Below are 23,690 nucleotides of genomic sequence, written 5' to 3' on the forward strand. Positions count from 1 at the left end.
GGTTGGGGTGAGCTTGCGAACCCCAACAGGTCATGACAGGTCGTGACAAAGGAAGCTGAATAAATCCATCCTGGATTTTCCAGCGCCCGCCATCGGGAAATAGCCTTGCGACGCAGCTTTGCCACGCGATCATCGCCCGGCGAAGCCGGGCTCCTACAGTTCGCCGATGGCTCGCAATCCTTAATTCGGTTATCCAGACTCCCCAGGCCGGCTTGGCCGCGGCCGCCTCAGGCCAGCCAGTCGGGCGTCGGCAGGCCTTTCTCGCGCAGAAAGGCCGGGTTCCACAGCTTGCCCTGGTAGCGCTGGCCGTAGTCGCACAGCAGCGTGACGATGGTGTGGCCCGGCCCGAGTTCCCGCGCCAGGCGCCGCGCCCCGGCCAGGTTGATGGCCGTGGAACCGCCCAGCACCAGGCCTTCCTCGCGTGCCAGGTCGAACAGCAGCGGCAGCGCTTCCTGGTCCGGGATGGCGTAGGCGCGGTCCACGGGGGCGCCTTCGAGATTCGCCGTGATGCGGTTCTGGCCGATGCCCTCGGTGATCGAATTGCCCTCGGCCTTCAGCTCACCGTGCATGTAGTAGTTGTAAAGGCCGGCGCCCAGCGGATCGGCGCAGGCGATGACCACGTCCGGCCGGCGCGCCTTGAGCGCCATGCCGATGCCGGCCAGCGAGCCGCCGGTGCCGACCGCGCAGACGAAGCCGTCCACCGTGCCGCCCGTTTGCTCCCAGATCTCCGGACCCGTGGTCTCCAGATGCACCTGCCGGTTGGCGACGTTGTCGAACTGGTTTGCCCACAGCACGCCGCCCGGCTCCGTGGCGGCCAGCTCCTCGGCCAGCCGGCCGGACAGGCGCACGTAGTTGTCGGGGTTCTTGTACGGCACCGCCGGGACTTCGCGCAGCGTCGCGCCGGCCAGACGAATCGCGTCCTTTTTTTCCTGGCTCTGGGTTTGCGGAATGACGATCAGCGTGCGGTAACCGAGCACCCGGCCGACCAGCGCCAGACCGATGCCGGTGTTGCCGGCGGTGCCTTCCACGATCAGGCCGCCGGGGCGCAGCGCGCCACGCCTTTTGGCGTCGCGGATGATGCCCAGCGCCGCGCGGTCCTTGACCGAACCGCCGGGGTTCAGGAACTCGCACTTGCCCAGAATTTCGCAGCCGGTTTCGTCTGACAGCCGGCGCAGGCGCAGCAGCGGTGTGTTGCCGATCAGGCCGATGAAGTCCGGGGTTATGTTCATGCCTCTACTCCTGTGGCGCTGGCCGGCTCCGGGCGATACACGGTGGCAGTGGAAACCGACCGCGCGGACGCCGCGGACCGTCTTGGTCGGCCGTCTTGCGTCAACCGTTCAGATCGCGCACCGCACCGCGGTCGGCCGAGGTGGCAAAGCGCGCGTAGGCTCGCAGCGCCGTGGAGACGCTGCGCTCGCGGTCCTTCGGCTGCCAGGGGGTAGCGGATGCTTCCATCGCTTGTCGCCGGCGGGTGAGTTCGGCTTCGTCCACGGCCAGATGAATGCGCCGGGCGGGGATGTCGATCTCGATGCGGTCGCCCTCCTCCACCAAACCGATCAGGCCGCCGGCCGCCGCCTCGGGCGAGATGTGGCCAATCGACAGACCGGATGTGCCGCCCGAGAAGCGGCCGTCGGTGACCAGCGCGCAGGCCTTGCCCAGGCCCAGCGATTTCAGGTAGCTGGTCGGGTAGAGCATTTCCTGCATGCCGGGGCCGCCGCGCGGGCCCTCGTAGCGGATCAGCACCACGTCGCCGGCCTGAATGCGCTTGCCCAGGATGGCCTCGACGGCATCGTCCTGGCTTTCGAACACGCGCGCCGGGCCGGCAAAGCGCAGGATGGACTCGTCCACGCCGGCGGTCTTGACGATGCAGCCGTTCTCGGCCAGGTTGCCGTACAGCACGGCCAGGCCGCCATCGCGGCTGTAGGCGTGTTCGAGATTGCGGATGCAGCCCTTGGCGCGGTCGATTTCCGGCTCCCAGGTGCGCGCCTGCGAGAACGCGACCTGGGTCGGCACGCCGCCGGGGGCGGCGCCGAACAGCCGGTGCGCGGCCGGATTGGCGGTCGCGGCGATATCCCAGGTGGCCAGCGCATCGCCCAGCGTCGGCGCATGCACGGTCGGCACGGAGAGGTCCAGCAGGCCGCATCGGCCCAGCTCACCGAGGATGCCCAGCACGCCGCCGGCGCGGTGCACGTCCTCCATGTGATACGCGGCGGTGGCCGGCGCCACCTTGCACAGGTTCGGCACGCGCCGGGACAGGCGGTCGATGTCGGCCATGGCAAAGTCGACCTCGCCTTCCTGCGCGGCGGCCAGCAGGTGCAGCACGGTGTTGGTGGAGCCGCCCATGGCGATGTCGAGCGCCATGGCGTTTTCGAACGCCGCGCGGGTGGCGATGCCACGCGGCAGGGCGCGGGCATCGCCCTGTTCATACCAGCGCCGGCACAGCTCGACGATGGTGCGACCGGCCTGCTCGAACAACTCGCGCCGGTAGGCATGCGTGGCCAGCAGACTGCCGTTGCCGGGCAGACTCAGACCCAGCGCCTCGGTCAGGCAGTTCATGGAATTGGCCGTGAACATGCCCGAGCACGAGCCGCAGGTTGGGCACGCGCTGCGCTCCATGGCCAGGCTCTCGGCGTCGCTGACGTTCGGATCAGCGGCGGCGATCATGGCGTCGATCAGGTCGACGGCCGTTTCGGTGCCCTTCCACTGCACCTTGCCGGCCTCCATTGGCCCGCCGGATACGAACACCGCCGGAATGTTCAGGCGCATGGCCGCCATCAGCATGCCCGGCGTGATCTTGTCGCAGTTGGAGATGCACACCAGCGCGTCGGCGCAGTGGGCATTGGCCATGTACTCGACCGAGTCGGCGATCAGCTCGCGGGACGGCAGCGAATACAGCATGCCGCCGTGGCCCATGGCGATGCCGTCATCGACGGCGATGGTGTGGAACTCGCGCGCCACGCCGCCGGCGGCCTCGATCTGCCGCGCCACGATCTCGCCCAGGTCCTTCAGGTGTACGTGGCCGGGCACGAACTGCGTGTAGGAGTTGGCAATCGCGATGATCGGCTTGCCGAAGTCGCTTTCCTGCATGCCGGTGGCGCGCCACAGGGCGCGCGCGCCGGCCATGTTGCGGCCTTCGGTGGAGGTGCGGGAACGGTAGGCGGGCATGAGAGGCTCCGGAAACGACCGAGCGGTGCAGGGCTGACTGGGCATTCTAGCCGCCCGGCACCGCGCGGGCTTGCCGACACCGACCGCTGCTGGCCCGATAATGGCGCCTGTCGCCATCCCCATCCGGTTCGCCTTCCTGATATGAAAACGCTGATCCTGGGCGGTGTGCGCTCGGGCAAGAGCCGCCTCGCCGAACGGCTGGCGCGGGAATCGGGCCGGCCGGTCACCTACATCGCCACCGCCACCGCGGGCGATGCCGAGATGAGCGAGCGCATTGCCGCCCATCGTGCCCGTCGGCCGGTCGACTGGGCGGTGATCGAAACTCCGCTGGCGCTGGCCGCCACCCTGCACGCGCACGCCCGCGCCGACGGCTGCCTGATCGTCGACTGCCTGACGCTGTGGCTGACCAACCTTCTGCTGGCAAACGATGAACAGGCGCTTGCCCGCGAACGGCAGGCGCTGCTGGATACGCTCGCTGTCCTGCCGGGCGACATCCTGCTGGTCGGCAACGAAACCGGCATGGGCATCGTGCCGCTGGGCGAACTGACCCGCCGCTACTGCGACGCCGCCGGCTGGCTGCACCAGGACATTGCCGCCTGCTGCGATCGGGTGCTGCTGACCGTGGCCGGGCTGCCGCTGGCGCTCAAGGGCGAGCTGCCGTGAGCCTCGACTGGCTGCACGGACCCTGCGCCGTGCCGGACGCCGCTACCGCCGCCCGCGCCGCCGCTCGGCAAGGGCGGCTCACCAAGCCGCCGGGTTCACTCGGTCGACTCGAAGCCCTCGCAGTGCAGCTCGCGGCTTGGCAAGGCCACGACCAGCCGACGCTGGAGTGCGTTCAGGTTTGCGTATTTGCGGGCGATCACGGCGTGGTCGCGCAGGGCGTGTCGGCCTTTCCGCAGGCGGTCACGGCGCAGATGCTGCGCAACTTCGTCAGCGGTGGCGCGGCGGTCAGCGTGCTGGCGCGCCAGCTCGGCGCGCATCTTGAAGTCGTCAACCTGGGCACCGCCGTCGACCCCGGTCCGCTGCCGGAGCTGATCGACGCCCGCATCGCGCCCATGACGACCGATTTCACGATCGCGCCGGCCATGACGACGGCGCAGCTGAACGCCGCACTCTCGGCCGGCCGGGATGCCGTGGCGCGCGCCCGAAACGCCGGCGCCCAGCTGTTCATCGGCGGCGAGATGGGCATCGGCAACACCACGGCGGCGGCCGCGCTGGCCTGCGCGCTGCTGGGCGAGGCGCCACAGCAACTGGCGGGCCCGGGCACGGGACTCGATGCGAGCGGCGTGCGGCGCAAGGCGGCCGTCATTGCGCAGGCCCTGTCGCTGCACGAAGCGCACTGCGGCGAGCCGCTGGAAGCGCTGCGGCGCCTCGGCGGCTTCGAGATCGCCGCCCTGACCGGCGCCGCCATCGCCTGCGCCCAGGCCGGGCTGCCGCTGCTGGTGGACGGCTTCATCGTCAGCGCGGCGATGCTGGCTGCGTGCCGCATCCAGCCGGCGGTACGCGACTGGCTGTTGTTTGGCCACCGCTCGGCCGAACCGGGACACGACCGCGTGTTGCAGGCGCTGGACGCCGCGCCCCTGCTGGCGCTCGATATGCGCCTGGGCGAGGGCAGTGGCGCGCTGACCGCGCTGCCGCTGCTGCGCCTGGCCTGCGCGCTGCATGGCGAAATGGCGACGTTCAGCGAAGCCGGCGTTGCCGGGAGCCAACCATGATCACCGCCCTGTGGCGCCCGCTACGGCTGGCGCTGGCCATGCTGACCACGCTGCCGGTGCCGCAGCCGACCGCGCCCGATCCGGACGAGCTCGGACGCGCCCCCCTGACCTACCCGCTGGTCGGCGTGCTGCTGGGCGCACTGCTGATCGGCGCCAGTTGGGCGCTGTTCGACCTGCCGCCGCTGGCCGGCGCGGCCATCGTGCTCGCGCTGTGGACGCTGCTGACCGGCGCGCTGCACCTGGACGGCCTGGCCGACTGTGCCGATGGCCTGCTGGGCGGCCATGCCGATGCAGCGCGGCGGCGCACCATCATGCACGACCCGCACGTCGGCAGCGCGGCCGTGGTCGCCCTGGTGCTGGTGATGATCGGCAAGTTCGCCGGCCTGGCGGCGGCGCTCGATCACGGCAACCTGCTGCCGCTGCTACTGGCACCCGTACTCGGCCGCGGCGCCGTGCTGGCGCTGATGTGCGCCCTGCCCTACAGCAGCCCCGGCGGCATGGCAGAGGCGATCACGGCGCGGCTGCCACGCCAGACCGGCTGGCTGGTCGTGGCGGTGGTCGCAGGGCTGTCGCTGATCGTGGCGCCCGGCGCCTTGCTGCTGGCGGCGCTGCTGGTCTGCCTGATCGGCCGCGGCGCCCTGCACCGGCTGGGGGGCGCCAGTGGCGATGTCTACGGCGCGGCCATCGAGTTGATCGAGACCGCCGTACTGCTTGCGATGGCCCTGCCATCCGGCACCTGAACGCCACCGGGCCACGGCCGCTACAATGCGCGCCCGCCGCCTGGAAAGACTTGGTAGGCGCGCAGCTTCGCTGTCCGACGATCGCCCGGCGGAGCCGGGCTCCTACAACGCGATGATCGCCCGGCGGAGCTGGGCTCCAGCTTTTCGGCTCGGCTTGCAGCCGATGATTTTGGCAGCTCGGCCCTGCCCTGCGGGAAACACCGAATACTTCAGTATTTCCCAAGGCATTGGCACCCGAAAACCTGTGGTCAGCCTCGGTGTCTCAGGTACAGCTTTCCCGACCTCAAGGTACTGTATGTTATTTCAATTTTACAGATTGACCCTCATCACGCTGGCCGTCGCGGCAACTGCCGGGGGCCTTGGTGCGTGCGCCTCCAGCACCGCCGGCAACGTCTACTCGCGTGATGAGGCGCGCCAGGCACAAGTGGTGAAGTTCGGCACCATCGAGGCCGTCCAGCCGGTCAAGATCGAAGGCAGGCCCGGCTACCTCGGGGCCGCCACCGGCGCCGTGCTGGGCGGGCTTGCCGGCAGCACCGTCGGTGGCGGAACCGGTCAGAAGGCGGCCACCGTGGCCGGAGCCGTAGCCGGCGGCGTGGCCGGGCAGGCCGGCGAACGTGTCCTGACCAGGGCCGATGGACTGGAAATCACGGTGCGGCTGGAAAACGGCAACATCATGGCCATCGTGCAGGAACAAAGCGAGCAGCAGTTCCAGGTCGGCCAGCGGGTGCGCGTGGTCGAGCACAACGGCACTTACCGCGTATCACCCTGAAGGAAACCGCAGACATGGCTGACCAGGACATCGGCAAACGGCGCGCCGCCGAGGCGGCGCTCGAATTCCTGCCGCAGGACGAGGTGATCGGGGTTGGCACCGGCTCGACCGTGAATTTCTTCATCGATTGCCTGGGTGCATTGCGCCAGCGCATCAAGGGCGCCGTCGCAAGCTCGGTGGCCACTGCCGAACGCCTGCAGGCGCAGGGCATCGATCTGGTCGACCTGAACGACGCCGGCACGCTGTCCGTCTACATCGATGGCGCCGACGAGGCGACCGCACACCGCCAGCTCATCAAGGGCGGTGGTGGTGCGCTCACGCGCGAGAAGATCATTGCCGCTGCCAGCCGGCAGTTCGTGTGCATCGCCGACGAATCGAAACGGGTCGGACGCCTGGGCGCCTTCCCGCTGCCGGTGGAGGTCATCCCCATGGCACGCAGCTACGTGGCCCGCGAAATCGTCGCCCTGGGCGGCCGGCCGGTGTACCGACACGGCTTCGTCACCGACAACGGCAACATCATTCTGGACGTGCATGGCCTCGATATCGTGGAGCCGATCAAGCTCGAACAGACACTCAACAACATCGCCGGCGTGGTCAGCAATGGCCTGTTCGCCGCCCGTGGCGCGGACGTGCTGCTGATCGGCAGCGCCACGGGCGTGCAGCGCATCGCCTGAGCCGACCCGCGGTAACGCCCTGACCCGTGTGACAATACCGGCAGTCCTATCCGGGGAGCCGAAGCGCGTGTCAGGCGCGATCCATTTCAGCCAACTTCGGCATTACCTGCCGCTGTCCACGTTTCCGCGCGCCCAGCTGGTCGAGCTGGCCGAACTGGCGCGCATCATGGAACCCGCCGATCGCAGCCTCATCTTCGAAGCCCCGCACGAGCCGTTCGGCGAATCCCTGTATCTGCTGGCCGGCGAGGCCAGCGCCGTCACCACCACTGGCGTGGCGGCCATCATCGAAGCCGGCACCCCCAGCGCCGCCTATCCGCTCAACGACGGGCGCTTCCGGTCGGTGACCGCCTTTTCGGAGGTGGTGCTGATGTCTGTGCCCTTCGAGCTGGTCGACCTGATGTCGACCTGGGACCAGCTGGCGGTCGTGGAGCGTCGCAGCGTGGACCGGGCCACTGCATTCTTCAGCCGGGGCATTCCGCGGCGCTGGAGCTACGGCTTCTTCCCGGCCCTGCGCAACACTCCCGCGGCGCGCATCGAAGAACTGATGCAAAGCTTCGTGCCGCAGGCGGTGCAGGAGCGCCAGGTAATGACCCACCAGGGCGAGCCGGCGCGCGAGTTTTACATCGTTGACAGCGGCACTGCGCTGGCGACGCGCGAGAGTCCGGCGGACGAAGGCGAGTCGATTGAACTGGCGCAGCTGGGCGAAGGCGAATGCTTTGGCGTAGAGGCACTGGGCGATGCACCGGTCAGCACCGCCACGGTCAGCATGATCAGCGATGGCATGCTGATGCGCTTGCCCGCGGAGGACTTCCGGCGCCTGCAGACGCCGCCGCAGCAAGCGCTGGTGGCCGCCGCGGCGGCCATCGAACTGATCAGCACCGGCGGCCACTGGCTGGACGTGCGCCAGCGTGGCGAGTGGCAAAACTCGCACCTGCCGGGGGCCTACAACCTGCCGCTGCAGGAAATTCGCCTGCACGCCGGACGCCTCGATCCGACCGTTCATTACGTGTGTTACTGCAACAGCGGTCGACGCGCGGCGGCAGCGGCGCATATCCTGACCCAGATCGGCATTGCCGCCAGCGTGCTGAGCGGACACTACCGGCACGTCGGCGGCGAATAGACGCACCGGCGCCCGCCCGGGTCAACCCGGCGAAGCGACCGCACCAACACGGGCGGGGAGCGGCTCATTTCGGCAACTCGGGACGGATTTAGCACTCTAATCGGCCGAGTGCTAACATTTTGGCGTCCATCGCGAGGAAACCCTGTATGTCCACTGCACTGACCGTTCCCCTGCCGCTGCAGGCAGTCGGCAACCTCAGCCAACTGATTCGCGCCGCCCACCAGGCGCCCTATCTGTCTGCCGAAGAAGAACATGCCCTGGCCGTTCGCCTGCAGGATCAGGGTGACCTGGATGCTGCCCGCCAGCTGGTCAGCTCGCACCTGCGTTACGTCATCCACGTCGCGCGCGGCTACAACGGCTACGGCCTGCCGCAGGCCGACCTGATCCAGGAAGGCGCCATCGGCCTCATGAAGGCCGTGCGCCGCTTCGACCCACGCCGTGGCATTCGTCTGGTGTCGTTCGCCGTGCACTGGATCCGCGCCGAAATCCACGAGTACGTGCTGCGCAACTGGAGCATCGTCAAGATCGCCACCACCAAGGCGCAGCGCAAGCTGTTCTTCAACCTGCGCCAGCACAAGCAGCGCCTGGGACACCTGAGCGACGCCCAGGCGGCGGAAATCGCCAGGGAACTCGACGTCCGCCCGCAGGACGTGCGGGACATGGACACCCGCCTGAGCGAGCGGCCGGTGTCCTTCGATGCCGCCACCGACGCCAGCGACGATGACCTGCCGGCCCCGGCGCTGACCATCGCCGACCTGCGACCGGACCCTTCGCAGGCGCTCGAAGAAGAACAGTGGGCCGGCCATCGGCTGGCGCAGCTGCGGGAAGGGCTGAACACGCTCGATGCCCGCAGCCGCGACATCCTGGAGCAGCGCTGGCTGGCCGAGGACAAAACCGGCCTGAAGGAACTTGGCGAGAAGTATGGCGTGTCGGCGGAGCGCATCCGCCAGCTCGAAGCTCAGGCGCTGCGCCGCTTGTCCCATCGCCTGCAGGCCGCCGCCGCATGAGCGAGCCCGAGCCGCGTCGTTTCGGGTTTCTGGGCGTGCTGCGGGAGATGGCCTGGGCCTTTCTGGGCGTGCGCGACCGCGGCAGCTACGAGCGCACCACGCGCTCGAACCCGCTGCACATCATTCTGGCCGGGATACTGCTGACCGCGCTGCTGGTGATCGCGTTGGTCAGCGTGGTGAAATTCGCGCTCGGCGAACGCCCGGCAGCCGACCCCTCAGCGCACGCCGTACCCGGCAAGGTAATGATCGATCAGCAGCGCGGCGAATAGGCCCATCAGGTAGGTGATGGAAAAGCGAAAGGTCGCCGAAGCGACCGCGCTGTCCTGCGTGCGGTAAAGCCGCACTGCCCACTGGATGAAGCGCCCGCCCAGCAGCAAGGCCGCCAGCGCATAGGGCCAGCCGGCGAAACGGGTGGCGAACGGCAACAGGCTGACCGCCAGCAGCAGCGCCGAGTACAGCAGCACGTGCAGGCGGGTGTAGGCCAAACCGTGTGTCACCGGCAGCATCGGGATGTTGACCCGCGCGTACTCTTCGTGACGGCGGATGGCCAGCGCCCAGAAATGCGGCGGTGTCCACACGAAAATGATCAGAAACAACAACAGCGCCGGCGGATCCACGCTGCCGGTGACGGCTGTCCAGCCGAGCACCGGCGGCGCGGCGCCGGCCGCCCCGCCGATAACGATGTTCTGCGGCGTGGCGCGCTTCAGATAGCGGGTGTAGATCACTGCGTAGCCGATCAGCGATGCAAAGGTCAGCACCGCCGTCAGCACGTTGACCCACACCACCAGCAGGCTCATCGACAGCAGGCCCAGCACCGCCGCAAACACCAGCGCCTGCGACGACGTGATGCTGCCATTGGGCAAGGGCCGGTTGCGGGTGCGGTCCATCTGCGCATCGATGCGGGCATCGACAACCTGATTGACCACCGCCGCCGACGACGCGGCCAGGAAAATGCCGAGGTTGCCGGCCAGCAGGGCGTTCAGCGGCACCATGCCCGGCACCGCCAGCAGCATGCCCACGACGGCCGTAAAGCAGATCAGCGCCACCACCCGCGGCTTGCACAGCTCCAGATATTCGCGCCACAGCGGCAGCGGTGGCGCATCCAGCGGTATCGATTCAGCCACGCGCGGCCCCGCTGCGATAAAGGGTGTGGATCAAGGTCAGCAGCGCCAGCAGCAGCAGCGCCGCGACGGCATTGTGCGCCGCCGCGACCGGCAAGGGCAGGTGCAGCCAGACATTGGCGATGCCAAGCGAAACCTGGGCTACCAGCAGCGTCAACATGACGGCAGCGGCGGCGCGCAGCGACCCGGGCTGGCGCAGCGCATAAATCCCCACTGCGCCCAGATACAGAAAGGTGACCACAGCCCAGGCTCGATGCGCCATGTGCACCGCTACCCGTGCCGGACTGTCCAGCACGCCGAACTCGTAGTTGACGCCCAGGCCCCGCCACATCACGAAGCCATCTGCCATATCCATCGGTGGCCACCACTCGCCCATGCACTTCGGAAAAGTCGGGCAGGCCAGGGCAGCGTAGTTGGCGCTGGTCCACCCGCCAAGGGCGATCTGAACCACCAGCACCGCGATGCCCACGAGCGCCAACCGACGCAGCCGCACGGGCGGCCGGTGGCGGGCCGGCACGAATGAGCGCGCCCCCAGATAGCCCAGCCACAGCAGGCTGAGCACCGAAAATCCACCCAGCAGATGGCCCATCACCACCACCGGCTTGAGCAGCAGGGTGACCGTCCACATGCCAAGCGCGGCCTGAAACGCGATCAGCGCCAGCAGCGCAGTTGCCAAGGCGCGTCCAGCCGCCCGCCGCCATGCGGATACAGTCAGTCCCAACACCACCAGGCCGAGCAATCCGGCGGCATAGCGGTGGACCATTTCCTTCCAGGCCTTGGCCGGCTCCACCGGCCGATGTGCGAAGGCCTCATTGGCCCGATCCAGCGCCGACGGACTCGCCGGCACGCCCACATGCCCATAACAACCCGGCCAGTCCGGGCATCCCAGACCCGCGTCCGACAGGCGGGTGTAGGCTCCCAGAATCACAACAACGAGCGCCAGCGCTGCTGCCAGCAGCCAAGGCAAGGGGTGCGCCACCCGCGGCTTTGTCGGTCGGCTCAATGATCGCTCCATCAGTTGGCCACGAAGCGGCGCAGCAAGTGGTCGATGTCCTTGCGCGCGGCGCGCGGATCGTAATCCTTGCGAAAGCGCAGCATGGCAAAGTTGCGCGGGTCCACCAGCACGAAAGCCGTGTCGGATGGCGGCGCAGCATCGCTCAGCGCGGCCAGCAAAGAACCATTTTGATCTTCGAACTGCACCATGCCAGGCTGTTCTTCAAGGCGTTCGGCACTCAGACCCTGCCCCGGCGGATGCACATACAGGCGCGCCAGGGCCTCCTGGTAGCGCGGCAATGACCGCCCTATCTGGCGCAGGTCGACCAGCGTCTTCCAGCAGGCCTCATCACACGGGCCGGCCACGACCAGCTTCCAGCGCCCGGCGGGAATGGCCGCCACGGTATCGAGCGGCACGGCGATCGGCGGTTGTATGAGAACCCCCGACAGCCGGGGCGCCGGGTACCAGTCAAGGCCCAGTTGCCGATATCCCCAGGACAACAGCAGAGGCCCGAAGAACAGCGCCGCCAGCCCGACCAGCAGCAGTCGGCTGCGTCGCTGCGCGGCGCGCGCTTGTTCGTTCATCGCTCCTCCGCCGTCGTACCGGACCGGGCGCGTCGCAGCCCAGCCACCAGATATATGCCGAACAAGGCCCCGGCCAGCCCGAACCACTGCACGGCGTAGCCGTAATGCCGCTGTGGCGTCATCGAGACCAGTCGCCAGTCGCGCCGAAAGCCGTGCTCGGACTGCGGTGCCAGCCGCAGCACCCTGGCCTGCACGGGCATTCCAAGGTATTCACCCAGTAGCGCCGGATCGATCTGCGACACCACCCACCGGCCGCCGAACGAGTCGCTGACCTCGCCCGTCACCAGCGGCACGTCCGCAGGGCGGTGCAGATAGCCGATCAGTGTCACTTCCCCGCCTGGCGTCTGCCAAGCCGGAACATCGCTGCGGCGACCACCGCGCGCCAACCAGCCCCGATCCACCAGCAACACCTCAGCCAGACCCTCCACCCTGAGCGGCGTCAGCACGTCGTACCCGACCTGTCCGTCGCGCACCTGGTTGTCTAGCAGGCCTTGGCGCTCAGCCAGAAAAACGCCCCGCACCGTCACCGGCCGATGATCGTCGATCAAATCAACCGACCCGGCCCGCCCCAGATCGAGCGGCGGCTGCTCCTGTATGGCTGCGGCCCGCGTCAGCAGCTGCGCCTTCTCCCGCCCGCGCTCGAGCTGCCAGACACCCAGTCCGAGCAGCACCGGCAGCGCGACCGCCACGGCAAGCGTCGCCGCAAGCGTCGGGCGGAAGCGGCGCCTGCAAGAACCGTGGCGGAATCCGGGCATGACACGCACCCGTCAGCCCGCCGCTGCAGGACTAGAATGCGTCACATTCAACTCTGGCGAGGGGCGATCATGCTGGTTAAGGCGTTCATTCTGGCCATGCTGGCGGCCATCCTGATCGCGCTTGGCTCAGCCGTGTTTGCCATGCTCGGACCAAAACGCGGGCAGGACCGCATGGCGCGCGCCCTGACCTGGCGGATCGGTCTGTCGGTAGTGCTGTTCCTGCTGCTGCTCGCCGGTTTTGCCAGCGGCGTCCTGCAGCCGCACCAGCCTTTCCCGGCAAGCCCGCCCGGTCACAACCAGTAGACGAACACGAACAGGCCGAGCCAGACCACGTCGACGAAGTGCCAGTACCAGGCCACCGCCTCGAAACCGAAGTGGTGTTCCGGCGTGAAATGGCCCTTGATGCTGCGCAGCAGGATCACGAACAGCATGATGGTGCCCAGCGTCACGTGTGCACCGTGGAAACCGGTCAGCATGTAGAAGGTGGATCCGTAGATGCCGGACGCCAGGGTCAGATTCAGATCGCCCATGGCATGCGCGTATTCCTCGACCTGGAAATACAGGAACAGCACGCCCAGCGCCACGGTGGCGGCCAGGCCCAGAATCAGCTGCGGCCGCTTGTTCTTGAGCAGACCCCAGTGCGCGATGGTTATCGTGACGCCGCTGGTCAGCAGAATGGCGGTATTGAGTGCCGGCACACCCCAGGCCGGCACGATGCCGGTCGGAACGTCGAAGCCTTCGGCCTTGGGCGGGTTTATCAGCGGCCAGGTCGCCTCGAAATTCGGCCACAGAAAGCTGTGTGACAGCGACTTCATGACGTCGCCTTCCCCGCCCAGCCACGGCACCGAGAACTGACGGGCAAAGAACAGCGCACCGAAGAAGGCGGCGAAGAAGAACACCTCCGACACAATGAACCAGGCCATGCCCCAGCGGTAGGAGCGGTCCATCTGTTCATTGTTCAGACCGGCCTGGCTCTCGCGAATGACGTTGCCGAACCAGCCGAACACCATCGCCAGCAGCAGCAGCAGGCCGCCCAGCAAGACCAGCTTGCCGATCTCATGCTCGTGCAGCCAGTTGACGCCACCGATCACCATCATGGTCAGCGCCAGGGAGCCGACGATGGGCCAACGGGTTTCCGCCGGTACGTAATATCCGCCGTGTGCCTGTGCCATTCCTGTCAATCCTCCAAATAGAACGTTTCGGCCACTCGCGGGCGGTCAACCGCCGGCCGCAGTGTGACCGGCATGCGCATCCGCAGGCGCCTTGTGCAGATCGAAGAACGTGTACGCCAGGGTCACGGTTCGCACATCATCGGACAGCTCCGGATCGACGCGAAAACGGACCGTCATGTCTTTCTGTTCGCCGGCGGCGAGCTTCTGTTCGGTAAAGCAGAAACACTCGATCTTGTGAAAATGCTTCGCGGCCAGACCGGGCGCCACGCTCGGAATCGCCTGACCGGTAACTTCGTGCGCCGCCCGGTTGCGGGCCACATAAACCGCCTCGGCCGTTTCGCCGACCCGAACTTTCATGCGCGCCACCTTTGGCTGGAAATCCCACGCCAAATCGGCATTCGTATTGGCCACGAACTCGACCGTCACCTCGCGGCCCAGCCCAGGCGGCTGGCCGGCCGACTCCTGCGGAGCGGACGCCGCACCGGTCAGATTGGACGATTTGCCATTCAGGCCCACCACCTCGCACATGGCGTTGTACAGCGGCACCAGGGCAAAGCCGAAACCGAACATGAGCCCGGCCGCCAGCAGCAGCCGACGGGTGGTGCGTGCAACAGCGCGTTGGCGTTCGTGCATCGTCGTGCTACCCCACCTGGACCATGATGGTCAGCGAATAAATGGCCACCACCAGCGCTGCCAGGCCAATCAGCAACCAGCGATTCGGCCTGCGCCCGGACGCGGAACGGTCTGCCATGTGCGTCAACGAATTTCCGGGGCGGTCGTGAAGCTGTGGTAGGGCGCCGGCGAAGGCAGCGTCCATTCGAGGCCGTGCGAACCTTCCCAGACCCGGTCGGTGGCCTTCACGCCGCCGCGCACGGTCTTGATCATGATGTACACGAACAGCAGCTGCGACAGGCCGAACACGAAGCCACCGATACTGGCAATGCGGTTGAAATCGGCGAATTGCAGCGCGTAATCCGGGATACGCCGTGGCATGCCCTGCAAACCGACGAAATGCATCGGAAAGAACAGCACGTTGACCGAAATCGCCGACAGCCAGAAGTGCAGCTTGCCCAGGCGCTCGTCATACATGTGGCCGGTCCACTTCGGTATCCAGTAATACGCGCCGGCCATCAGGGCGAACACCGCGCCCGGCACCAGCACGTAGTGGAAATGCGCCACCACGAAATAGGTGTCGTGATACTGCATGTCGACCGGGCCGATGGCGAGCATCAGGCCCGAGAAGCCGCCGATCGTGAACAGGAACACGAAGGCCAGCGAAAACAGCATCGGCGTCTCGAAGGTGATCGACCCGCGCCACAGCGTGGTCACCCAGTTGAACACCTTCACGCCGGTCGGCACGGCGATCAGCATGGTGGCGTACATGAAATACAGCTCGCCGGCCACCGGCATGCCGGTGGCAAACATGTGGTGTGCCCAGACGATGAACGACAGGAAGGCAATGGCCGAGATGGCGTACACCATCGAGGCGTAGCCGAAAATCTGCTTGCGGGCGAAGGTCGGAATGATCTCCGACACCACGCCGAACGCCGGCAGGATCATGATGTAGACCTCGGGGTGCCCGAAGAACCAGAACACGTGCTGGAACAGCACCGGGTCACCACCACCGGCCGCATCGAAGAAGCTGGTGCCAAAGTGCCGGTCCGTCAGCATCATGGTCACGGTACCGGCCAGCACCGGCATGGCCGCGATCAACAGGAACGCCGTGACCAGCCAGGTCCAGCAGAACAGGGGCATCTTCATCAGCGTCATGCCCGGCGCGCGCATGTTCAGCACCGTCGCAATGACATTGATGGCACCCATGATTGAGGAGAAGCCCATCAGATGCACGGCGAAAATGAATATATCGGTTGTCGACGGCGCGAAGGTGGTGGACAGCGGCGCGTAGAAAGTCCAGCCGAATGCCGGCGCACCGCCCTCCAGGAACCAAGTGCTCATCAACAGGCTGAAGGCGAACGGCAGGATCCAGAAACTCCAGTTGTTCATGCGCGGCAGCGCCATGTCCGGCGCGCCGACCATCATCGGAATCATCCAGTTGGCGAAGCCCGTCCAGGCCGGCATCACGGCGCCGAACACCATGATCAGGCCGTGCATGGTCGTCAGACGATTGAATACCTCCGGCTGGACCAGCTGCAGGCCCGGCTGGAACAGCTCGGCGCGAATCAGCAAGGCCAGCGAGCCGCCGGTCAGGAACATGATCAGCGCCAGCCACAGGTACAGCGACCCGATATCCTTGTGGTTGGTGGTAAACACCCAGCGCAGAATGCCGCGCGCCGGGCCGTGGTGATGATCGGCTTCGTGGGCCAAGGTTGCCATGGCGAGTCCTCCGGACCGTGAATCTTGCGACGTAGCGTACGGGTTTGGCAGGCGCTGGATCAGCGCAAGGCCTTGATTTGTTTCGGCTGCACCAGGTCACCCTTGTCATTGCCAAAGGCGTTGCGCTCGTAGGTGATGACGGCCGCCAGATCGACGTCGTTCAGCTGCAAAGCGAAGGCCTGCATGGCGGTGCCGGCCTTGCCATGCAAGACCCGGTCGATGTGACCCTCGACCGGACCGGTTGTAATGACGCCGCCCGCCAGGGCCGGAAAAGCCGGTGGAATGCCCTGACCGTTGGCCTGATGGCACGCTACACAATAGGTGCCGTACACCGTCTTGCCGCGCTCCATCAGCTCGTCCATGGTCCAGTCCCGGTCAGCGCCGCTCTTGGCCGCCTCGACCTCGGCCTTCTTGGCCGTCAGCCAGGTTTCGTAGTCGGCCTGCGTCTTGGCCTCGATCACGACCGGCATGAAGCCGTGATCCTTGCCACACAGCTCGGCACACTGGCCGCGATAGACGCCCGGCTGTGGAATGCTGGTCCAGCCGTCATTGATGAAGCCCGGCACGGCGTCCTGCTTCCAGCCCAGCGCCGGCACCCACCACGAGTGGATGACATCGTTCGAGGTGATGACGAACCGCACCTTGGTGTTGACCGGCACCACGACCGGGTTGTCCACATCCAGCAGGTAATGCTCGACCCCGGCCGGATCGCCGTTCATGGCATCCCGGCTGCTCTGCGCCAGGTTACTGAAAAAACTGACGTCCTCACCCAGGTACTCATACTGCCAGCGCCACTGGTAGCCGGTGACCTTGATGGTGAGGCCGGAGTCCGAGGTGTCCTCAAGGGCGATGAGGGTTTTGGTGGCCGGAATCGCCATGGCGATCAGGATGATGAACGGAATGATCGTCCAGACGACCTCGACGGTCGTGTTCTCGTGGAAATTGGCCGCCACGGCGCCGCGCGACTTGCGAAACGCAAACAGCGAATAAAACATGGCGCCGAACACCACCACGCCGATGGCGACACAGACCCACAGCGAAATCATGTGCAGGTCGAACACGCGGTGGCTCAGGTCCGTGGCGCCGCGCACAAGGTTCATCCCGTACTCGGCACGGGCCGGTTGCGCCGCCAGGCCGGCCAGCAAGATGCCAAGCAGTCGCCCAGGCGCAGCGTGACGTTTTTGTCTCATCTTCAAAGACCCATCTCCCTGTTCAATCCGGCATCAAGAGCAATCTCGGGCGCCCGTGCGCCCAAGGGCTGACCCAGCAGGCGGCCAAGATCGCCGGCCAGTTGCCGGCGCTCGGTCTCGACCAGGAAAACCCCAACTTCAGAAAACCGCCCATGCGAGCCCAGCAGCAGGCGGCCGCACCCGCGCTCGCCCACCGGCTGCCACTGCAACCTGATCCAGGCGCGCGCAAACTCGTCGCGACACTCGATCCGGTCACCACCGCGCAACACGACGACCCGTTCCCCCTCAACCAGGATCAGCTCGCGCCGATACGTGGCCCGCGAGCAGCAGTACAGGGCAGCCCCGAGGGCCGCCACCTCAAGCCCGCTGAAGGGCAAAACCAGCCACAGACCCTGCCAGGCAAACAGCAGGGCGATCAGGCCGTTGAGCAGCGCGATCACCATCAGAAAGCGCCTGGTCTGCGCCCAGGAGCTGGATCGGTTCGGAAGCAGCTCGAAACGCCAAGTGCCGTCCCGTGTCTGCTGCGTGCGCAGCGCCACCGCCACCTCCTGCTGCACCGTCCGGGCGGGTAACCCGCGCCGCCGCTGGAATGCGTAGCGCACCTGCGACAAAAAGCCGCGCGAATACTACCCGCGGCCCCTACCCCCTGACAAGCCGAAGTGACCTGGAAGACGGTTCCTTGACAGGCATCAAGAACCACTCAGCGGCACGCGCAAATCCCGGGCAACGCTGACCGGCGTGGCCGCAGCGGCGTGGCGCACCACGCCCAGACACGGGGCCTGCAGGGTGTCACCCAGGGCCTTGAGGTTGTCATCCAGGCGCTCGAAGCCGGTCTCGATCGCATTCCCCACCCAGCCGGCCAGTGGCAGACCACAACGGCGGATGTCGGCCGCCGTCAGGGCGGCATGATTCAGGCAGCCCAGGCGCAGGCCGACCACCAGTACCACCGGCAGCTTCAGGCGCATGGCCAGATCCGCCACATCACCGTCCGGGCCGAGCGGCACCCGCCAGCCGCCGACGCCTTCCACCACCACGCAGTCGGACTGCGCGGCCAGTTGAGCGAAGGCCCGCTCGATTGCCGCGAAGCGGATGGTCATCCCCGCCTCGGCCGCCGCCAAGTGCGGCGCGATGGGCGGCGCGAACGCATAGGGATTGACCCGGCCATAAGGCACATCCAGACCACTTGCCGCCATCAGCTCCAGCGCATCGGCATTGCGCAGTCCCGTCGGCGTCGCGGTGCAGCCACTGGCCACCGGCTTCATGCCGGCCACGTGCAGACCCTGCCCGCGCAGCGCCGCGATCAGGCCGGCCGAGACGCGGGTCTTGCCGACCCCGGTATCGGTGCCGGTGACGAAAAATCCCGTACTCATGGGCGCCGACGTCGCGCAGGATGAAACGTCACCGGCTGCGCCGCAGCGGGATCATGTCGGCGCGGCACGAGCGGCTTCCAGGCGTGCGCGTAGATCACCTCATAGGTGGCCGGCAGGCGACCGTCGCTGCGAAACGGTTCGTAAGCCGCTTCCATCGCCGACCAGGCCGCCCGGCCGGTGAGCTGCCGGCGCCGGCCGGCTGTGACGTTGCCGGCACCGATGGCTTTCAGGTCCGCGGCCAGGGCGTGCACGTCCGGATAGGTCAGGCAGAAGCGCTCGACGTCCAGCACCGGCTGTTCAAAACCGGCGCGGCCGAGCGCGTCGCCCAGATCGTGCATATCGATGAAGGCACTCACGTGCGTGGCGCCGTCCGCTGCCCGCCAGGCATTGCGCAACTCCTTGAGCGTGTCCGGTCCCAGGCTGGTGAACATGAACAGCCCGCCGGGCCGCAGCACGCGCCACGCCTCGGCCAGCACGGCGGCCGGATCGTTGCACCACTGCACGGTCAGGTTGCTGAACACCAGGTCCACGCTGTCGGCCGCCAGCGGCAGCGCCTGCGCATCGGCGCACACGAAGCGCTGCGCCGAAAACCAGCGCCGCCGCTGGCGCGCCACGCGCAGCATCGCCGGGGCGAAATCGATGCCCGTGACCTGCGCGCCCCGGTAGCGTTTCAGGAGCGCCCGTCCGGCGACCCCCGGCCCGCAGCCCAGATCGAGAATCGACTGCGGCGCCAGGCGCACCAGGTCCAGCCGCGCCAGGCAATGCGCCTCGACCGTGCGTTGCAGGACGGCGCGGGTCTCGTAGCCGGCCGCGACCCGATCGAAGGCCCGTCGCACCCGGCGCGTGTCGAGGCGAAACTCGGCCTCAGCGTCGCTACTCATGGCGTCTACCTACCGCGCAATCACTCATGCCCAGTCCGGCAAGCCAGCCAGCGCGTCCAGCAGGCGATCCACCTGCGCCTCCTCGTGGGCGGCAGTCAGCACGATGCGCAAGCGCGCCGTGCCCTCAGGCACCGTCGGCGGGCGCACCGCCGGCACCAGCAGGCCGCGCCGCTCCAGGTGCGCGCTCCAGGCGAGCGCCCGCTGCGCACTGCCGGCGATCAGCGGCTGGATGGGCGTGGTCGATTCGAGCAGTGGCAGGCCGAGCTGGCCGGCACCGGCCCGAAACCGCGCCACCAGCGCCTGCACCTTCTCGCGCCGCCAGGATTCGGCCCGCGCCAGGCGCAGGGCGGCGCGCGTGGCTTCGGCAAGCGCCGGCGGCAGGGCGGTGGTGTAGATGTAGCTGCGCGCGTGCTGGATCAGCGTCTCGATCAACGCCTCACTGCCGGCCACAAAGGCGCCGAAGCAGCCCAGCGCCTTGCCCAGCGTGCCCATCAGCACCGGCACCGCGTCGCCGTCCAGGCCCGCCTGCGCCACGCTGCCGGCGCCGCCCGGACCCAGCACGCCAAAGCCGTGCGCATCGTCGACCATCAGCCAGGCCTTGCTCTGCCGCGCCAGGGTCGCCAGTTCGACCAGCGGCGCCAGATCGCCGTCCATGCTGAACACGCCGTCGGTGATGACCAGCCGGCGCGGCGCGCCATCGGCCGCCAGCTGCTCGGCCAGATGCCGCGCGTCGCCGTGCCGATAAACGCTCACCCGCGCCTGACACAGGCGCGCGGCATCGATCAGCGAGGCGTGATTGAGCTGATCCGAGTACACCGCCGAGCGGCGGTCGAGCAGCGCGCCCAGCACGCCCTGATTGGCCATGTAGCCGGTCGAGAACAGCAAGGCTCGCGGCCGGCCGACGGCATCGGCCAATTCCTCTTCGAGTGCGTGATGCGCGGCGGTATGGCCGGCCAGCAGGTGCGAGGCGCCGGCGCCGACACCCCACTGCTGCGCGCCACGGACCAGCGCCGCGCCGACGGCCGGGTGATTGGCAAGCCCCAGGTAATCGTTGCTGCAGAAGGTCAGCAGTTCGCCGCCGGGAAATTTACGAAGCGGCGACTGCGGCGACTGCGCAATCCGCCGTTCGCGGTACAGACCCGCGGCGCGGCGGGCCGCCAGGCCGGCTTCCAGATCGAAACTCACCCGCCGGCAGCGACCGCGACGTCCGTCAAACCCGAAGCCGGCTCGCCCGGCGCAGCACAGCGCACGGCCGGTTCCGCGGCACTGATGCCCAGTTTCGCGAACAGCGCGCGGTCGCGCTCGGCCGCCGGATTGCCGGTGGTCAGCAGCTTGTCGCCATAGAAGATCGAGTTGGCACCGGCCAGGAAACATAGCGCCTGCAAGGCGTCGTCCATGCTCTCGCGGCCGGCCGACAGGCGCACCACCGAGGCCGGCATCAGGATGCGCGCCACGGCGATGGTGCGCACGAACTCCAGCGGCTCGAGCGCCGGCGTGCCGGCCAGCGGCGTGCCGGCCACCTGTACCAGATAGTTGATCGGCACGCTTTGCGGGTGCTCGGGCAGGGTGGCCAGGGACTCGAGCAGGCCGACCCGGTCTTCACGCCCCTCGCCCATGCCGACGATGCCGCCACAGCAAACGTTCACGCCGGCATCGCGCACCTGCTGCAGGGTGTCCAGGCGGTCCTGGAAGCTGCGGGTGGTGATGACCTGGCCGTAGAACTCGGGCGAGGTGTCCAGGTTGTGGTTGTAGTAGTCCAGGCCGGCGGCCTTCAGGCGCGGCGCCTGGTCGCCACCCAGCATGCCCAGCGTGACGCAGGTTTCAAGGCCCAGCGCCTTGACCTCGCGCACCATGTCCAGCACGCGCACGAAGTCTTTCTCCCGCGGGCTGCGCCAGGCGGCGCCCATGCAGAAGCGGCTGGCCCCCGCTTCACGCGCGGCTCGCGCGGCGGCGACCACGGCATCCACGTCCAGCAGGGCCTCGCGCTGCAGGTCGGCCTCGTGGTGCGCGCTTTGCGGGCAGTAGCCGCAGTCCTCCGGACAGGCGCCGGTCTTGATGCTCAGCAGCGTGCTGACCTGCACGGCGTTGGGGTCGAAATGGGCGCGGTGCGTGGTCTGCGCGCGGTGCAGCAGGTCGCTGAACGGCAGCTCGAACAGGGCGCGAATCTGGGCGCGCGTCCAGTCGTGACGAATGGCGGTCAAGGGCGGACTCCGGAAACGGTGCAGGCGACGTGCCGCCGGCGGCGGCAGGCGTTCAGAATAGCCGTGCACGCTACCGTGTCAACCTGTCATGAACGCCAAAGTTGACGAACACCTCGACGCCCTGCTCGCCTGGCTGCTGCCGCCCCAGTGCACGCTGTGCGGCGCCGCCGGCAGTGAGCGCCTGCCGCTGTGCGACGCGTGCCGCGGTGAGCTGCCGTATCTGGGCCGGGCCTGCGAGCGCTGTGCGCAGCCGCTGCCGGTTGCCGGCGTGTGCGGCCGCTGCCTGCGTCACCCGCCACCGCAGGATCGTGCCCGCGCGGCGTTCCGCTATGCCACTCCGCTCGACCGCCTGGTGCAGCGCCTCAAGTTCGGCCGCCGGCTGGGTGTGGCCCGCCTGCTGGGCGCCCTGCTGGCCAAGGCCGCCCAGTCCGGACACTGGGAACTGCCCGGACTGTTGATTCCGGTGCCCCTGCACGACACGCGCCTGCGCCAGCGCGGCTACGATCAGGCGCAGGCCATCGCCCACGAGGCCGGCCGGCGCTTGGGCATCCCGGTCGACGCCCACGCCTGCCGCCGCGTGCGCGCCACGGCGCCGCAAACCGGGCTCGCGCTGGCCGACCGGCGGCGCAACGTGCGCGGTGCGTTCGCCGTGCAGAAGCCGCCCGCCGTGAGCCACGTGGCCGTGGTGGACGATGTGATGACCACTGGCGCCACGGCCGGCGCGCTGGCGCTGGCCCTCAAGCGCGCCGGTGTGGCCAGGGTCGACGTGTGGGCACTGTGCCGGGCCGGCCGCTGAGGAAACGCTGAGGTATTCAGCGTTTTCCCGCAGCGCAGGGAGGCGCTGCCAAAATCAGCGGCTGTAAGCTGCTGATTTTGTGAGCCATCGGAAAACCACGCTTTTCCGATGGCGGGCGCTGGGAAATCCAGGATGGATTTATTCAGCGCCTCCCTAAGGGATTTACCAGTTCAGGGCACCGACCAGCGCGCTCACGTTGTGATGGTCGTGCCCACGCAGGTAGTCGGCAATGCCCTGGTTGATGCTCGGACAGATCAGCGGGTCATAGAACAGCGCCGTGCCGACGCCGACCGCGCTCGCCCCGGCCAGCAGGAACTCGAGCGCATCGTCGGCGCAGGCGACGCCGCCCTGGCCGATGATCGGCACGCCGTGCCTGGCTGCCACCTCGTACACCTGACGCACCTTGAGCAGCGCGATCGGCTTGATGGCCGGACCGGACAGACCGCCCTGGCGGTTGCCGAGCACCGGCTTGCGGTAGGGCAGATCGATCGCCATGCCCTGCAGGGTGTTGATGGCGGCGAAGGCATCGGTGCCGGCCTCGATGCAGCGGCGGGCGTTCTCGGCGATGTCGGTCTGGTTGGGAGACAGCTTTGTTATCAGTGGCTTGCGAGTCATTTTTCGACAAACTTCCACCACGCGTGCCGACATCTGCGGATCGTTGCCGAACTGCACGCCGCCGGCCTTCACGTTGGGACAGGAGATGTTCAGCTCGATGGCCGCCACCGGCGAGTCGTCGAAGATGCGCGTGACCTCAGCGTACTCCTCCACCGTGGCGCCGGACACATTGGCCGCGAACAGGGTTTCCGAGAAGTCCAGGCGCGGCAGGATGTCGCGCACCACCGCCCGCGCGCCGGGGTTCTGCAGGCCGATGGCGTTGAGCATGCCGCCCGGCGTCTCGGCCAGGCGGTGCGGGGCATTGCCCAGGCGTGGTTCCAGCGTGGTGCCCTTGAGCACCACCATGCCGACGTCGCGGTGGCTGAAGCCGGCCACGCGGGTATATTCCTGCCCGAAACCGACACAGCCGGACAGCAGAACCAGCGGCGTGCGCAGACTCAGTCCGCACAGTTCGGTCCGCAACAGCCCCGCATCGCTCATCGTGTCC

The 23,690-nt window shown here is 67.8% G+C and carries 26 protein-coding genes; 10 read left to right on the plus strand and 16 right to left on the minus strand.

What is annotated here, in order from left to right; all coding sequences use genetic code 11:
• Window positions 1-227: 227 nt before the first annotated feature.
• Together PG2T_RS02745 and ilvD are read right to left on the minus strand one after the other, a co-directional pair.
• Window positions 228-1,229, minus strand: a complete 1,002-nt coding sequence (locus tag PG2T_RS02745; protein ID WP_068802718.1) for a cysteine synthase A — start codon at window positions 1,227-1,229, stop codon at window positions 228-230.
• 100 nt (window positions 1,230-1,329) lie between these two features.
• Window positions 1,330-3,165, minus strand: coding sequence for a dihydroxy-acid dehydratase (gene ilvD / locus PG2T_RS02750; RefSeq protein WP_068802719.1), 1,836 nt, complete (start codon window positions 3,163-3,165; stop codon window positions 1,330-1,332).
• 141 nt (window positions 3,166-3,306) lie between these two features.
• On the opposite strand from ilvD, the gene cobU reads away from it, so the two are divergent.
• From cobU to PG2T_RS02790, 8 genes are all read left to right on the plus strand, one after another.
• A complete protein-coding gene (gene cobU, locus PG2T_RS02755) occupies window positions 3,307-3,828 on the plus strand; it encodes a bifunctional adenosylcobinamide kinase/adenosylcobinamide-phosphate guanylyltransferase (RefSeq protein WP_068802720.1) in 522 nt (173 codons plus the stop codon).
• The gene (gene cobT, locus PG2T_RS02760; protein WP_068802721.1) at window positions 3,825-4,880 is read left to right on the plus strand and encodes a nicotinate-nucleotide--dimethylbenzimidazole phosphoribosyltransferase; all 1,056 of its coding nucleotides are present in this window, start codon (window positions 3,825-3,827) and stop codon (window positions 4,878-4,880) included. Before cobU ends, cobT begins: the two co-directional genes overlap by 4 nt.
• Window positions 4,877-5,620: an adenosylcobinamide-GDP ribazoletransferase gene (cobS, locus tag PG2T_RS02765; protein ID WP_068802722.1), complete on the plus strand. Its 744-nt coding sequence runs from the start codon at window positions 4,877-4,879 to the stop codon at window positions 5,618-5,620. The genes cobT and cobS overlap by 4 nt, the downstream gene beginning before the upstream one ends.
• 295 nt (window positions 5,621-5,915) lie before the next feature.
• Window positions 5,916-6,389, plus strand: coding sequence for an outer membrane lipoprotein (locus PG2T_RS02770; RefSeq protein ID WP_068802723.1), 474 nt, complete (start codon window positions 5,916-5,918; stop codon window positions 6,387-6,389).
• A gap of 14 nt (window positions 6,390-6,403) precedes the next feature.
• Window positions 6,404-7,063: a ribose-5-phosphate isomerase RpiA gene (rpiA, locus tag PG2T_RS02775; protein WP_068802724.1), complete on the plus strand. Its 660-nt coding sequence runs from the start codon at window positions 6,404-6,406 to the stop codon at window positions 7,061-7,063.
• Between the two features lie 67 nt (window positions 7,064-7,130).
• Window positions 7,131-8,183 (plus strand): cyclic nucleotide-binding domain-containing protein, encoded by a 1,053-nt coding sequence (locus PG2T_RS02780; RefSeq protein WP_068802725.1) that lies wholly within the window; start codon window positions 7,131-7,133, stop codon window positions 8,181-8,183.
• 146 nt (window positions 8,184-8,329) lie between these two features.
• Complete coding sequence (gene rpoH / locus PG2T_RS02785; RefSeq protein ID WP_068802726.1) at window positions 8,330-9,190, plus strand: RNA polymerase sigma factor RpoH; 861 nt, start codon at window positions 8,330-8,332, stop codon at window positions 9,188-9,190.
• Window positions 9,187-9,459, plus strand: coding sequence for a DUF2970 domain-containing protein (locus tag PG2T_RS02790; RefSeq protein ID WP_068802727.1), 273 nt, complete (start codon window positions 9,187-9,189; stop codon window positions 9,457-9,459). The genes rpoH and PG2T_RS02790 overlap by 4 nt, the downstream gene beginning before the upstream one ends.
• Here the strand turns inward: PG2T_RS02790 and cyoE are convergent.
• The 4 genes from cyoE to PG2T_RS02810 are packed head-to-tail and all read right to left on the minus strand — an operon-like array spanning window position 9,406 to window position 12,578.
• Window positions 9,406-10,314 (minus strand): heme o synthase, encoded by a 909-nt coding sequence (gene cyoE / locus PG2T_RS02795; protein ID WP_083214717.1) that lies wholly within the window; start codon window positions 10,312-10,314, stop codon window positions 9,406-9,408. The genes PG2T_RS02790 and cyoE overlap by 54 nt on opposite strands.
• Window positions 10,307-11,314, minus strand: a complete 1,008-nt coding sequence (locus tag PG2T_RS02800) for a COX15/CtaA family protein (RefSeq protein WP_202816402.1) — start codon at window positions 11,312-11,314, stop codon at window positions 10,307-10,309. The genes cyoE and PG2T_RS02800 overlap by 8 nt, the downstream gene beginning before the upstream one ends.
• An 11-nt stretch (window positions 11,315-11,325) precedes the next feature.
• The gene (locus tag PG2T_RS02805) at window positions 11,326-11,889 is read right to left on the minus strand and encodes a hypothetical protein (protein WP_068802729.1); all 564 of its coding nucleotides are present in this window, start codon (window positions 11,887-11,889) and stop codon (window positions 11,326-11,328) included.
• Window positions 11,886-12,578, minus strand: coding sequence for an SURF1 family protein (locus PG2T_RS02810; RefSeq protein WP_158513132.1), 693 nt, complete (start codon window positions 12,576-12,578; stop codon window positions 11,886-11,888). Before PG2T_RS02810 ends, PG2T_RS02805 begins: the two co-directional genes overlap by 4 nt.
• A 135-nt stretch (window positions 12,579-12,713) precedes the next feature.
• Between PG2T_RS02810 and PG2T_RS02815 the strand changes: the two genes are divergently transcribed.
• Window positions 12,714-12,947, plus strand: a complete 234-nt coding sequence (locus PG2T_RS02815) for a DUF2909 domain-containing protein (RefSeq protein WP_068802731.1) — start codon at window positions 12,714-12,716, stop codon at window positions 12,945-12,947.
• Here PG2T_RS02815 and PG2T_RS02820 read toward each other — a convergent pair.
• The 9 genes from PG2T_RS02820 to bioB form a co-directional block, all read right to left on the minus strand.
• The gene (locus PG2T_RS02820; RefSeq protein ID WP_068802732.1) at window positions 12,935-13,816 is read right to left on the minus strand and encodes a cytochrome c oxidase subunit 3; all 882 of its coding nucleotides are present in this window, start codon (window positions 13,814-13,816) and stop codon (window positions 12,935-12,937) included. The two genes, PG2T_RS02815 and PG2T_RS02820, sit on opposite strands and share 13 nt — an antisense overlap.
• Window positions 13,817-13,861: 45 nt before the next feature.
• A complete protein-coding gene (locus PG2T_RS02825) occupies window positions 13,862-14,449 on the minus strand; it encodes a cytochrome c oxidase assembly protein (protein WP_068802733.1) in 588 nt (195 codons plus the stop codon).
• Between the two features lie 123 nt (window positions 14,450-14,572).
• Window positions 14,573-16,150: a cytochrome c oxidase subunit I gene (gene ctaD / locus PG2T_RS02830; RefSeq protein ID WP_068802734.1), complete on the minus strand. Its 1,578-nt coding sequence runs from the start codon at window positions 16,148-16,150 to the stop codon at window positions 14,573-14,575.
• Window positions 16,151-16,209: 59 nt separating this feature from the next.
• Window positions 16,210-17,340: a cytochrome c oxidase subunit II gene (gene coxB, locus PG2T_RS02835; protein WP_068802735.1), complete on the minus strand. Its 1,131-nt coding sequence runs from the start codon at window positions 17,338-17,340 to the stop codon at window positions 16,210-16,212.
• 2 nt (window positions 17,341-17,342) lie between these two features.
• A complete protein-coding gene (locus tag PG2T_RS02840) occupies window positions 17,343-17,942 on the minus strand; it encodes a DUF2244 domain-containing protein (protein ID WP_158513133.1) in 600 nt (199 codons plus the stop codon).
• Between the two features lie 87 nt (window positions 17,943-18,029).
• The gene (bioD, locus tag PG2T_RS02845) at window positions 18,030-18,710 is read right to left on the minus strand and encodes a dethiobiotin synthase (RefSeq protein WP_068802737.1); all 681 of its coding nucleotides are present in this window, start codon (window positions 18,708-18,710) and stop codon (window positions 18,030-18,032) included.
• On the minus strand, window positions 18,707-19,591 hold the full coding sequence (gene bioC, locus PG2T_RS02850; protein ID WP_068802738.1) for a malonyl-ACP O-methyltransferase BioC: 885 nt from the start codon (window positions 19,589-19,591) through the stop codon (window positions 18,707-18,709). The genes bioD and bioC overlap by 4 nt, the downstream gene beginning before the upstream one ends.
• A 24-nt stretch (window positions 19,592-19,615) precedes the next feature.
• Entirely contained in the window at window positions 19,616-20,776 is a 1,161-nt protein-coding gene (gene bioF / locus PG2T_RS02855; protein ID WP_068802739.1) for an 8-amino-7-oxononanoate synthase, read from the minus strand.
• A complete protein-coding gene (bioB, locus tag PG2T_RS02860) occupies window positions 20,773-21,816 on the minus strand; it encodes a biotin synthase BioB (protein WP_068807630.1) in 1,044 nt (347 codons plus the stop codon). Before bioB ends, bioF begins: the two co-directional genes overlap by 4 nt.
• 64 nt (window positions 21,817-21,880) lie before the next feature.
• On the opposite strand from bioB, the gene PG2T_RS02865 reads away from it, so the two are divergent.
• Window positions 21,881-22,588 (plus strand): ComF family protein, encoded by a 708-nt coding sequence (locus tag PG2T_RS02865; RefSeq protein ID WP_068802740.1) that lies wholly within the window; start codon window positions 21,881-21,883, stop codon window positions 22,586-22,588.
• Window positions 22,589-22,750: 162 nt separating this feature from the next.
• On the opposite strand, the gene PG2T_RS02870 is transcribed toward PG2T_RS02865, so the two are convergent.
• Window positions 22,751-23,683, minus strand: coding sequence for a dihydroorotate dehydrogenase (locus tag PG2T_RS02870; protein WP_068802741.1), 933 nt, complete (start codon window positions 23,681-23,683; stop codon window positions 22,751-22,753).
• Window positions 23,684-23,690 lie beyond the last annotated feature (7 nt).

Origin of the sequence: Immundisolibacter cernigliae, from assembly GCF_001697225.1 — a bacterium.
Taxonomy (GTDB): domain Bacteria; phylum Pseudomonadota; class Gammaproteobacteria; order Immundisolibacterales; family Immundisolibacteraceae; genus Immundisolibacter; species Immundisolibacter cernigliae.

Coding starts and splice junctions, on each gene's coding strand:
- PG2T_RS02870 (WP_068802741.1), bottom strand. CDS start 23,683: ATGAGCGATGCGGGGCTGTTGCGGACCGAACTGTGCGGACTGAGTCTG.
- bioC (WP_068802738.1), bottom strand. CDS start 19,591: ATGAGTAGCGACGCTGAGGCCGAGTTTCGCCTCGACACGCGCCGGGTG.
- ctaD (WP_068802734.1), bottom strand. CDS start 16,150: ATGGCAACCTTGGCCCACGAAGCCGATCATCACCACGGCCCGGCGCGC.
- rpoH (WP_068802726.1), top strand. CDS start 8,330: ATGTCCACTGCACTGACCGTTCCCCTGCCGCTGCAGGCAGTCGGCAAC.
- rpiA (WP_068802724.1), top strand. CDS start 6,404: ATGGCTGACCAGGACATCGGCAAACGGCGCGCCGCCGAGGCGGCGCTC.
- cobS (WP_068802722.1), top strand. CDS start 4,877: ATGATCACCGCCCTGTGGCGCCCGCTACGGCTGGCGCTGGCCATGCTG.
- PG2T_RS02770 (WP_068802723.1), top strand. CDS start 5,916: ATGTTATTTCAATTTTACAGATTGACCCTCATCACGCTGGCCGTCGCG.
- PG2T_RS02825 (WP_068802733.1), bottom strand. CDS start 14,449: ATGCACGAACGCCAACGCGCTGTTGCACGCACCACCCGTCGGCTGCTG.
- cobU (WP_068802720.1), top strand. CDS start 3,307: ATGAAAACGCTGATCCTGGGCGGTGTGCGCTCGGGCAAGAGCCGCCTC.
- ilvD (WP_068802719.1), bottom strand. CDS start 3,165: ATGCCCGCCTACCGTTCCCGCACCTCCACCGAAGGCCGCAACATGGCC.
- PG2T_RS02790 (WP_068802727.1), top strand. CDS start 9,187: ATGAGCGAGCCCGAGCCGCGTCGTTTCGGGTTTCTGGGCGTGCTGCGG.
- PG2T_RS02805 (WP_068802729.1), bottom strand. CDS start 11,889: ATGAACGAACAAGCGCGCGCCGCGCAGCGACGCAGCCGACTGCTGCTG.
- PG2T_RS02820 (WP_068802732.1), bottom strand. CDS start 13,816: ATGGCACAGGCACACGGCGGATATTACGTACCGGCGGAAACCCGTTGG.
- PG2T_RS02815 (WP_068802731.1), top strand. CDS start 12,714: ATGCTGGTTAAGGCGTTCATTCTGGCCATGCTGGCGGCCATCCTGATC.
- PG2T_RS02745 (WP_068802718.1), bottom strand. CDS start 1,229: ATGAACATAACCCCGGACTTCATCGGCCTGATCGGCAACACACCGCTG.
- PG2T_RS02865 (WP_068802740.1), top strand. CDS start 21,881: ATGAACGCCAAAGTTGACGAACACCTCGACGCCCTGCTCGCCTGGCTG.
- bioD (WP_068802737.1), bottom strand. CDS start 18,710: ATGAGTACGGGATTTTTCGTCACCGGCACCGATACCGGGGTCGGCAAG.
- coxB (WP_068802735.1), bottom strand. CDS start 17,340: ATGAGACAAAAACGTCACGCTGCGCCTGGGCGACTGCTTGGCATCTTG.